The 11,333-nt window shown below is 57.4% G+C and carries 7 protein-coding genes and 1 pseudogene; 2 read left to right on the top strand and 6 right to left on the bottom strand.

Features of this window, described 5'->3' with window-relative positions; all coding sequences use genetic code 11:
* Positions 1–654 precede the first annotated feature (654 nt).
* A complete protein-coding gene (locus tag EVC45_RS42175) occupies positions 655–2,211 on the bottom strand; it encodes a methyl-accepting chemotaxis protein (protein ID WP_129964017.1) in 1,557 nt (518 codons plus the stop codon).
* Positions 2,212–3,093: 882 nt separating this feature from the next.
* Between EVC45_RS42175 and EVC45_RS42170 the strand changes: the two genes are divergently transcribed.
* A complete protein-coding gene (locus EVC45_RS42170; protein WP_129964016.1) occupies positions 3,094–3,768 on the top strand; it encodes a hypothetical protein in 675 nt (224 codons plus the stop codon).
* Between the two features lie 571 nt (positions 3,769–4,339).
* Here EVC45_RS42170 and EVC45_RS42165 read toward each other — a convergent pair.
* Entirely contained in the window at positions 4,340–4,624 is a 285-nt protein-coding gene (locus EVC45_RS42165) for a hypothetical protein (RefSeq protein ID WP_129964015.1), read from the bottom strand.
* 1,521 nt (positions 4,625–6,145) lie between these two features.
* Positions 6,146–6,439 (bottom strand): hypothetical protein, encoded by a 294-nt coding sequence (locus EVC45_RS42155; RefSeq protein ID WP_129964013.1) that lies wholly within the window; start codon positions 6,437–6,439, stop codon positions 6,146–6,148.
* Between the two features lie 56 nt (positions 6,440–6,495).
* Between EVC45_RS42155 and EVC45_RS42150 the strand changes: the two are divergent.
* Positions 6,496–6,648 (top strand): annotated as a pseudogene (locus EVC45_RS42150) (transposase domain-containing protein); the annotation flags it as partial.
* A gap of 1,114 nt (positions 6,649–7,762) precedes the next feature.
* Here EVC45_RS42150 and EVC45_RS42140 read toward each other — a convergent pair.
* The 3 genes from EVC45_RS42140 to EVC45_RS42130 all read right to left on the bottom strand — a co-directional run bounded on the left by EVC45_RS42140 (position 7,763) and on the right by EVC45_RS42130 (position 11,250).
* A complete protein-coding gene (locus EVC45_RS42140) occupies positions 7,763–7,972 on the bottom strand; it encodes a hypothetical protein (protein ID WP_129964012.1) in 210 nt (69 codons plus the stop codon).
* A gap of 519 nt (positions 7,973–8,491) precedes the next feature.
* A complete protein-coding gene (locus EVC45_RS42135; RefSeq protein ID WP_129964011.1) occupies positions 8,492–9,895 on the bottom strand; it encodes an aspartate aminotransferase family protein in 1,404 nt (467 codons plus the stop codon).
* Positions 9,896–9,909: 14 nt separating this feature from the next.
* A complete protein-coding gene (locus tag EVC45_RS42130; protein ID WP_211193571.1) occupies positions 9,910–11,250 on the bottom strand; it encodes an NAD-dependent succinate-semialdehyde dehydrogenase in 1,341 nt (446 codons plus the stop codon).
* Between the last annotated feature and the right edge of the window lie 83 nt (positions 11,251–11,333).

Raw genomic sequence — 11,333 nt, 5'->3', positions numbered from 1 at the left:
TCTTCAACATCAACTACTCCAGTTTGGATCACACGTTTTACCCCAACTCTGTGTCCAGAAAAACCGGAGCCGCCGCAGACTTACCGAAGTCCGACCCGAAGCAATAGGTGCAGAGATCAAGACCTCATCGGTATATGTGCTCGAAAACGGATGTTGGATTTCGTCGCGTCGGACGACGGCGGTCATTTTGGTTCGTTGGCACTTTATATTTAGCTCGTTCTGAACCTGCCTTCCTCAGATCGCCACTCCTGGCTGCCGCCGACGCCGACGGTCGTTTGGTGGTAGCTAATGTCCGTAAGATACATGCGCCCCTCATTTTGACTTGTAATCTACATCCTTCGACGCTGAATGGCTCAACGGAACAACGTTGCTCGGGTCTCCGGGACTGCGCAGCGCTGAAGTTTAAAACAGTTGTGCTCCGCTTGGATTGTCGCACCGAACAAGAAAGTATCGCGATTTGTCAGAGTCGACGCCGGCTACACCGTGCACCGCGACGCTCGAGCGTTATCTGCAGCGGCCATGGTGAAGATTCCATAAAGCTTCCCAACGACGCTGAAAGCGAAGTATCCGGCGGTAAGCGGAATGCCGATACAACAAAATGGCGCCGGGGGACAGCCGGTATCGGGATTGCATTCATATCGTCCGGGCAGCAACTCACGCGAGCGCGAGAGATCGGCCAGCGTCGCCACGCAGCCTGAACACTGCAACCGCATCACGAAGCGACGTGGCTTGTTCTGCAAGTGCCTGCGCGGCGGCCGATGCCTGCTCGACGAGCGCCGCATTCTGTTGTGTGGCCTCGTCCATCTGCGTCACAGCGAGGTTGACCTGCTCGATACCGCTGCGCTGCTCCTCGGAGGCGACGGAGATGTCGCCCACGACGCTCGTCACGCGATGAACCGACCCCACGATATCGGCGATGATGCCGCCCGCGTCACGAACCAATGTGGATCCAGTTTCGACCCGACGAGTCGATTGTTCGATAAGTGCCTTGATTTCCTTCGCCGCCGATGCGCTGCGTTGCGCGAGTGACCGGACCTCGGCAGCGACGACGGCAAAGCCGCGGCCCCCTTCGCCGGCGCGCGCAGCTTCAACAGCCGCATTAAGCGCCAGGATGTTAGTTTGGAATGCAATGGCATCGATGACGGCGATGATCTCTCCCACTTTGGACGAGCTCTCGGAAATTCGGTGCATTATCTCGGTAACCCTGTCCATCATTTCGCCGCCAGACTTAGCGGTCTGCAATGCGGTTCGCGTGAGTGACGACGCGGCGGACGCATGGTCCGCGTTCTTCCGCACGGTTGCGGTGATTTCCTCCATGCTAGCCGCCGTCTCTTCCAGCGATGCTGCCTGCTCCTCGGTACGTGATGACAGGTCGAGGTTGCCTGATGCAATCTGTGCACTCGCTGTCGCCACGCCCTCCGCGTTGTGACGCACCTCGCCGACGACCAGCGCGAGACTTGTCTGCATGTGCTTGAGCGCGGCGAGCAGTTCGGCGATCTCGTCCTGTCCGCGAGAGTCGAATTCGAGTGACAGGTCGCCGGCTGCCACCGCCTGCGCGCAGCCCAGCGCGCGAACGAGCGGGCGCGATACCGTTCGACTGAACAGGTAACCGCCAATCAGCGCCAACGTCAGTACCAGGAGCATCAACGCGATGCTCGCGAACGATGCGCGCTGTGCATCGTGGTCAGCCTGCGCGGCAACTCGTCCGCTGTCGGCGGCAATTTTCTTCACCGCCTCCTCCAGCAGCGCCGTTGGCTCGCGGTCAACGCCTGCGACAGCGCCATCGCCGGCCGACGGTGCGAAATCCGCGGCCTTGAACGCTTCAAAGCCGCGACGGTAGCCCGCGCCCATCGCCACATGCGCAGATGCGAATCGTTCGATCAGGTTGCGGCTTTCGCCTTCTGGAAGTGTGCGCTTGAGTTCGGCCGCGAGTTTGTCGACCACGCGTTCGCGAGTCTCGAAGGCGCTCCAGTATTTCTGAAGCTTCGTAGGATCTTTGCCGCGCAACAGCGTGTCCTTCCACTCTTGCACCTGTAGCTTGAACGTAACCAGCATCTCCGAAACCATTCGTTCGTTGGCGACGTTCGCAGCTACTTCGGTACGGTAGACGTCGATGGAACCGTTCAGTGCGAAGATGCCGTAGAGGGCACCAGCGAACATGAGGACGAGTGCGGCGGCGAACGCCAAGGGAATCTTGAGGCTGAGCTTCATTGGGAAGGTATGGACAGACGCTACGAGCGCTTATGGACGCGGACCGCTGGGTTATCGGCTACCGCGACGAGAACTGAAGGGTGGCGAGTTAGGAAAAGTCACCGTGGATCGCATGCCTAACGGCTTCCGGAGCGAATCAAGGGCAACACACCACCGTTTATCCGCTAACGCCCGCGACAGGTCGTGGCCGGCCTCTTCGACGCCGCACCTTACCCTCGCATGTGCGACGGATTGGTGAGCGATGGCGCCGCTCGCTGTCGCCGTTAGCCGAACGCAAGCGTTGTTCTGGAAAATCAGGGTTAAAAGAGGCCAAACCGCCTGCTTCAGGCATCCCGATTAACACTGCACTACGGCTTGCGCGATGGTCAAGGAAGAAAACACAAGCCGAAAAACTGGTTTGTCGCAAGCTGAATGAAGGATGACAACGACGAGTCCTGTGCATGAAACGGCCACGATTTTAGTTCGACAACTTCGTCGGCAAACACTAAAAACGGAGCAACAGGCGCAGGTTTCCTGCGGGGATTGTCGTATAAGCGCACGACCAGATGGTTGCGAAGAGTCATCGTCCTTCTCTGGCGTCACAATACTATTACATTGGAATTGCAGCATATGTTGCAAGAGCGAACCTCCTTCAACCTGATCCCGAAACTTCACCGCGAAAGTGAGTACCATTGGGCGTTATCGCCAAGCAAAGAGAGAGGCGTTTGGGCAGGGACTTCAACCGTTACGGATTGAATAGCCGGTGTCCATCCGCTCAGACAAAAGTTCGCGTTCGAACAGCCCTGGCGAAATCCTGCCGGAGTTGCCAGCAGGATCAAGAGTCTCGACATCGCAAAAAATCACTCCAGATTCAACCCCGATCCCGACCATTTCGAGTCACACATGCCTCAATCCGTTGTTGCATCTCGCTCACGCCTGGGCGCTGCCGCCATGGCATGTTCCGGCATCCTGTTCGTTCTTTATCCTGCTCTCCGCCCGTTCTCCGACGAGAACTCCATCCAAGGTGCTGCGGCGTTCGCGAGTGGCGAGTGGCTGCTTGCCCACATGCTGGCTATGGTGGCTTTCACGTTGCTGCCACTGGGGCTGCTCGGCTTGCACAATTCGCTGCAAGACACAGCTGTTGAACGCGATGCGTACCGGGCTGTCGTGCTGAACCTGATTGGGACCGGACTTGCCCTGCCGTTCTATGGCGGGGAAGCGTACGGTCTTCACGCTGTCGGGCAAGAGGCTCTAATTCAGCGTAGCGCCGCAATACTGAGTCTCGCCACCGTTGTCCGGGCCGGCCCAGGTCTCGTCATGTTCATCATCGGACTGTTGTTGCTCGCCGCGTCGGCCATCATTGTTGCTATGACGATATGGCGGTCGGTCATTTACCCAAGGTGGAGCGGCCTACCCTTTGCCGCCGGCGTCGCACTCTACATCCCGCAATTCTTCGGGAACCAGCCTCTGCGCATCACCCATGGGCTGCTCCTCGGTATCGGATGCGCATGGATCGCAGCGGGAATGTGGAGCAGGACCGCGAGGCACCGCTTTCCAGCAGCACCACTCAAGCCGTGAAGTTAGTCACGACAAGGTGTGTGGTTCGCCTCGCCGCGGCTTGTCGCGGCCCGGAAATCGGCGGCGTCCATCCCCGGAGACAGGTCGAGCCTACTGCGGCTGGCTGGTCGCCTTGTTCCGAAGAGGAGGGTCCTATTGTCGGGAGACCTGAGACGAGGCGACCGCTTACGGACGAGCCCTCCGAAAATGGGGACGGCAGGTCCCCTCGTCGACCAGAGTCACAGAGAGCTGACCGCCCTCGATTATCGCTGTGCCGAAACCCAGAACTCCGTTCGACATCGGGCTTCTGGCTTTCTGACTTGGGGAAATATCCGTCCTGCCGTTTGTCGTTGGGCTGCAGCCCCGCCAGCTGTCCCTGCTTCCAAAGTCGTCCAGCAGATAGCGCGACAGAATCAGGTGAAGGCGCTTGTTCCCGGTGAGGTACGCTTTGAGTTCCTTGTCATGCAGTTCGTAGAGGGCCACGTAGCAGTCGCCGCCTTTCCCCTTTCCTCGACGAGCAGCTCCGGCAAGACAGTCGTGAAGTCACTCGACAGGGATTTGCGCAATGAGTCTTGGGGCCCCGCCATTTTCTTTAGCAACGCACCCGCATCGGGCGCGCCGGTCTTTTTGCTGATGGGCACGTCGCGGGTGAGGCCTGCGTTGCCAGGATGCTCCGGTTGAAGTATGTGAGCGTCGGAACGCCTTTGTCGTCGAAGGTGCCCTTCGACGCGATCACCTGGTAGATGTACACGATGTACCGGCCCGCCGATGCAAGGTCCATCACGGACAGGTCTTTCCAGAATAGCTTTTGGAAAGGAGCCTGTGCTGTGATCCGCCCGCTCTTGCCCGCGTTCGGGTCGCCGGCAAATCCCGCCATGTCAGGAAGCGACTGGCCCTGAGGCTCGCCGCTCTGAAGTTGGCTGATTCGGCGGAAATCCGTCGGATGTCGCAGCCAACGCAATCCTCAAGCTTATGCGCGAACGTCCAGGCCACCATTACATCGTTGTTTGGAAACGCAATGCAATTCGCCGACATGTCTCTCTCCATGTGAAGGCGTGACGCGGTCGACCGTTGTGGCCAACTTTCAAGCCTAACCGACCAAAGCGTCAGTTTTGAGGCAAAGAACATCAGGTGGCGTTCGGCTGAACCGTGTAAGCAATTTCTTCCGCGACCCAGGAAGGCGACGAATAACCGGCCACCCTTTTCAATTCGTTGACTGCTTACCCGGTGTGCGTTTACGGTCACGTATCCTACCGTGCCCCCGACCGAACAAGAGACGATGCAATCAGTGAATGTTGAAATTGAAGGCGTGACGTACACGGGAACCTATCGTGTTGTCGCAGGTTCAGTCATTGTCTACTTCGGTTCCGAGGTCAAATTTGCTCCCTGCGGAATGGATCGATCCGAGGTCGTCGCTCGTTGGCTCCTTCGAGATCTATGTTTCAAGGTCGAAGTGCATCACAAGCACACCAAGCCCTAACCACTTTGAAACCGCGACGGAGCGGACCTCCCCCGCGCGGTGCGTCCCGTGCCGTTCAGGACTTCATACTGAAATACCGTCATCCTCTGGAGAACAACCCAAAGCAATGTGGTGCGTCAGCGAAGCAAGCGTTGGTTGAACAATGTAGCGCGGGCGGCATCGTTCCGGGACGTCGCCAGGCGTGTACAGCCTACCGTCACCAATCCGCAGTGTTTCACTGGTTTCTCTTTCTGGGCCCATTTGCAACGGCCAGCATCATCCTGAAGTTGGGGCGAAACGTTGGATGCCAGGCGGACGCACCAATCGCTCAGCCTGCCTCCCCCGTGCATGTCATGGCCCATGAATGGAAACGCGCCGCTAATGGAACAACGAAAAGATGCAGCGCCGCGCGTTTTGGTTCAGCGTGCAGCGCTGCTAAAAAAGACATTGCGCGTTGCTCATGCGAGCACAACAAAAAGACCGCGCCGGAGCAAAGTCCGGCGTGGTTTCCAACACTAGCGATGACAACAAGCGTCCCACGCGTGGAGTGGAACGGCTGGATTTTATAGCGACTCCATCGATGAGAATCGCCGGAAAAACCATCCCGTGCGCGGGATTCCCGCGAGGCTTGACAGGCGGTCGGTGAAAAGCTCCGTGTGCCGTCACGCATCCCGGCTCTGAGGTCCGATGCTTGCGGCCACGTCACCTGCGGCGCTCCGTTGTCGATCCGGCCTGACCGGGTGTGCCGGCACATCTCGGTTCTTCGAAGCGCCTTCGTCATTTCGTAGCAGTACTAGTCTAGTTCATTCCTCTCGTCCATTTTCGAATCCGACGCGTCTCCATGACGAAAACACCAGTACGACAAATGGCGGCCGCGAGTTGCATACTTTTTGCGGACGGCTCGCTCTGTCGTATCGAGCCGCACACCTGTGGCATTGGTTACATGACCAGTTCGTGCGGCGTGCGTTCCGGATCGGAGCAGGAAACCACGAGAGCGAGCTGTTTTGCTGGAAGCACCTCTTGACAGGCGAAATTCTCCGTCTGCAGCAGATCAGGGCTTCCATCAGTCTGCCACGACCGGGATTCGCTCTTGAGGCAACGCCCGTGAAGCGCATCTTTGCACCATTGGCCACGCGCGGAAATGTCTTCGCCTCCACGAGGCTCGAGCGTCGAGACAGCGCTGAGTGCCAATATCACAATGTCAACCAGACCCAACCGCTTTTGGGTCAGCACGTCCGCAGTCGGCGCAGACTTCACCTGGCTTTGTTGTGTCCCAGACCTTCATTGCAGGAAAAAAGCCTGAGACCTATCTGCACACCGTTCTCGCCCGGATCGCAAATCATCCAATCAACCGCGTTGACGAACTACTCCCATGGAGAGTAGCCAGCGCAGTTAATCAGGGTCGTTCAACTGGTTCAAGCCTGAAATGCGTTTCCGCGTAGGAGACGTTGCAACGCCACACTTCCTTCCCATCCCGATCGAAGATCGCGGTCCCCTTTACTATCGTGCACTGCGCCTGCGGAAACACGGCACCATGCCCATTCATCCATTCATCGCAGCAGACAATGCATTCCGTTCCCTACAACTCGCCAAGTATTTACCGTCTCGCAGAGTCATCCCCGCCACCAAACGTCCTGAAAACGTCTCATCTTACCTTGTCAACACGTCAGTCAAGCAGCGCTTACGATTTACCCGCTTTTCGCCCATTACGAGGCTTGACCGGGATTCGCTCATACCTGAAGCTTCGGGTATTTACGAATCCCGGCCAACCTTCTAGTGCGGGCGACAGCGTTTTGCACCGAAGCAAACCGTCATCCATTGGCCTTTGACCTTGATGTAGGTCTCGTCGTACCTGTATCGCGCCGTCGACAAGGCCGGCAGCGGAGAAACACATGGCAAGTGCAGCAAGGTCGCTAAGAACGATGGTTCAGGATTGGTTGTCACCGACGAGAGGATTTCGGGTAAGTCATGTGGGCCGTTCATTAGGCGGCCGCTATGTTTGCGTTGATATGGAGCAGCACCCGCGTGCCAACGGTGGCGAATAGGCGCCTAGCCTTCAAGAAGCTCCTTTACCTGCGTAACTCTTTGCGAACGCTCTTGTAATAGTAGCCAGGTTCGCGGCACGCGCCCGTCCGCCCGCGTCAAGATGCCACATCCCCACGGTCACGACTCGCTCGAGACAAAGAGCCGCATCCTGCAGATCAGCGTCTAGTGCTCCCCGCCGGAATAGTGTATCCAGCGTGATCGCGCCGGTGAGAACCCGGGAGAGCAATGGTTTGCGTCCGGCTGCCTGTTCGTCAAGCGCATATGCGGCGTCCAACAGACCTGAAAACACCCTATTGCGATTACTCATCAATACCTCTCCCTAGGTCTGTCGAAACAGGCTGGTCTATGTGCGCACGAGCGTTTGCCGCGAAAGGCATATCGTGGCTACTACTCCCGCGTCATCGAGGTGCACTTCGACCGCCGCAATCGCGCCAGAGGATGGTTGGCGCAAACGGGCCACTTAGCGGGCTCAGTGTTCGGGCGACTCCAGCACAATATCAGCGTCGAGAATTAATGGACCATTCCAAAACAAGCATCTGCGGCTTCAGCCGGCGACAGGCCTGCGCGAAAATATCCCCTGATACGCTCTATGATCGTTGCATCAGGATGATACGGCGGGCGCACATGATTCGCTGCGATGGCTTCCTCGTACCAAGCGCACGTCCACAGCTCCAGTTCCCGAAAATATTCCAGCGCAATTGGCTCTGACTCTGCAAGCATGTTTCAACTCCACTTATTCCTGGACACGGGCAGCATTGGGCCGCGCCGCAAATGCCTCAATCCCTCAATCGCGCTACACTCCGAGCGAACGCTCATGACCGGACGTCCACCATCATGGCGAACGTCGATGCGTTGTAGCGATAGCGCCAGGCGGCGGCTGTGCTGGACGATATGCGCTTATAACTCAGGAACTTCTATCCTGGTGGCGAAAGAATGCAATGGTCAGTGGTCCCACCATACGTAACACTTCGAGTGAGACGTAACGCACGCCATCGGGGGCGCCTGAATTCCATGACGCAGGAAGGTCTTTCCTGCGTCGGCGAAAGCCACTTGTCAATCAAGGAGCGCAACGACGTTGTTTCCGTATTCATGTCCCGGTACCCGCTAAGGCGTACGTACACTAAGTTCATGACATGAATGGTATCCGTCCGAATAGGGTCGCCTCCGGGCCATTGTTACGGTCGCAACCTTCGGATGGCGCAAGTACGGTGAAGGTATATGCACTTGCGCATTGGACTGTTAGACGGACACGCCTTCTCGGGTCAGCTCGTCCATAACCTGTGCGACGGCTGCTTCGGCGATATCGACGATCTCCTCAATCTCACTCTTCGTCGTCACTAACGGCGGCGCAAAGCCAAGGATGTCGCCGTGCGGCATGGCGCGTGCGATCAGCCCCCGGTCGCGCGCCGCTTTAGAAATGCGTGCACCGACCTTCAACTGCGGTTCAAAGCGGGTCTTCTTCTCCGGATCGGCGACAAACTCGATGGCCGCCATCAATCCCACGCCTCGGACTTCGCCAACTATCGGGAGTGCGGAAAATGCGGATGTCAGACGCTCTTGAAAATGGGCCCCCACATCGCGAGCGTTGCCTGGCAGGTTTTCCGCTTCGACGATGTCGAGCACCGCGTTCGCAGCGGCCGCGCCGATCGGGTGACCCGAGTACGTATATCCATGGGAGAACGCCCCGACCCTGTCAGCTCCGTCTTCGAGAACTTTGTAGACCTTCTCGCTGACAATTGAGCCGGACAGAGGAAAATAGGCCGACGTCAGCCCCTTCGCAACCGTGATCAGATCAGGTTCGATCCCGTACTTTTCCGACCCGAACAACGAGCCGGTTCGGCCAAAACCCGTAATCACCTCGTCAGCAATAAGCAAGACATCGTATTTCCGCAGAACTGCCTGAATGGCCGCCCAGTATCCTTGCGGCGGCGGAGTGATGCCTCCCGTTCCAAGTACCGGTTCCCCAATAAAGGCTCCGACGGTCTCCGGTCCCTCGCGCAAGATCAACTCCTCGAGTTCTGTCGCTCTCCGGAGGGAAAAATCCTGTTCACTTTCGCCCGGTTCCCCGCCCCAGTAGTAATGCGGGACACCAGTGTGGAGGATTCCTGAGACAGGCAAATCCATATGATCGTGGTAGAAACTCATGCCTGTCATTGACCCCGATACTACACTACATCCGTGATAGCCACGCTGGCGCGAGATGATCTTCTTCTTTTGCGGCTTTCCACGCAGGTTGTTGTAGTACCAAACGAGTTTCGCATTTGTCTCGTTGGCGTCGGAACCCGACATCCCGTAGAACACCTTGCTCATCTTCCCAGGAGCCATTTTTACGAGACGATCCGACAGAATTGCTAACTCGTCGGTGGTATGCGCGGCATAGGAATGATAGTAGGCTAGACGATAGGCCTGCCGTGAAATTGCTTCAGCCACTTCCGTCCGACCATAGCCGACGTTGACGCAGTACAGGCCCGCGAATCCGTCGATGTACTCGCGCCCCGTAGCATCTTTAATGCGAATGCCCTTTGCCGTTTCGACGATGGTTGGATCGCCCGCCTTCCCGGTCGCAAAGTCCCTCAACTGCGTAAAAGGATGAAGCACCGTGGCCTTGTCAAGCTTGCCGATCTCAGCGAGATTCGTATTCATTTTTGAAGCCCCAATTAATTATCTAGGTTGCCAATGCACACATATTTTGCCTCGAGGTATTCGAGAATCCCGTGACGCGATCCCTCTCTACCGAGGCCGGATTGCTTCCATCCGCCGAACGGTATGGGCGGTCCCGTAAATTTCGCCGTATTTACTGCCACCATCCCATACTCGAGCCGACTGACCATCCGCGTGGCGCGCCCGAGATCATTCGTATAGACGTAGGCCGCCAGGCCCATTTCACTGTTGTTTGCGCGTTCAAGAACTTCTGCTTCGTCATCGAAAGGTAGGATCGCAGCTACCGGACCGAACGTCTCCTCCTGCGCAATAAGCATTTCATCTGACACGTCAGCGAGTACCGTAGGCGTAACAAAATTGCCACCCAAAGCGTTCTCTCGTCCGCCACATACGAGCCTCGCGCCCGCAGACAGCGCTTGCGCGATCTGCTCGCGGCACTTTTGCGCGACCGTGTCTCGTGTCATGGGTCCGATATCCACCCCCACGTCCAGACCATGGCCTACTTTCAGACTTTGGGTCGCCTTCGAAAACGCCCCGATAAAGGATTCGTAGATGCCGCGCTGCACGTAGATGCGATTTGCAGCAAGGCAATCCTGCCCTGAGGTTGCAAATTTTGCACTTGCGCACCCAGTTACTGCCGTCGCCACCGGCGCGTCATCAAATACGATGAATGGTGCATGGCCACCAAGCTCCAGTGACGCCTTTTTCACCGTTTCCGCTGCGTGTCCAAGCAGTATCCGGCCGACCTGCGTCGACCCGGTAAATGAAAATGCACGCACCTCCGGATGCTCCAAGAGGCGTCGGGCGAGTGGTCCGGGTTCTCCAGTAATGACCTGAAAGACTCCGGCCGGGATGCCGGCTTCTTCCCCCAACTTCGCCAAAGCAAGGGCTGATAGCGGAGTTTCCGGGGCAGGTTTAACCACCATCGTACAACCTGCCGCTAACGCTGCGCCTGCCTTTCGCGTGATCATGGCACTTGGGAAATTCCACGGAGTGATAGCTGCCGTCACACCCACGGGCTGGAAATCGACACTTAGTCGAGACCCCTTTAGGTGGCTTGGGATTGTCTCCCCGTAAGACCTTTCGCCCTCGGCAGCGAACCAATCTAAGAACGATGCAGCATAAGCTATCTCGCCTCGGGCTTCGGCAAGCGGCTTTCCTTGTTCCGCCGTCATGATAATCGCCAAGTCATCCATATGCTGGCGCATGAGCAACGCCCACGATTTGAGAATCTGCCCCCGGGCGAGAGGCGTTAAATCGCGCCATTTCAAAAATGCCCGTCGAGCTGAAGCCACTGCGTGGTCCACGTCTGAGGTAGTACACGCAACCACGTCCATCAGATGGGCTTTGTTCGGAAGGGGGTCTTGCCGGACAATCGCGGTTCAGGTAAAACAGCGCGATGATAAAAAGCATGCCGGAT

It is taken from the genome of Paraburkholderia sp. UYCP14C, from assembly GCF_004197395.1.
GTDB lineage: Bacteria > Pseudomonadota > Gammaproteobacteria > Burkholderiales > Burkholderiaceae > Paraburkholderia.
The sequence above is the reverse complement of the archived record's forward strand: the minus strand, read 5'-3'. Positions and strand labels throughout refer to the sequence as shown.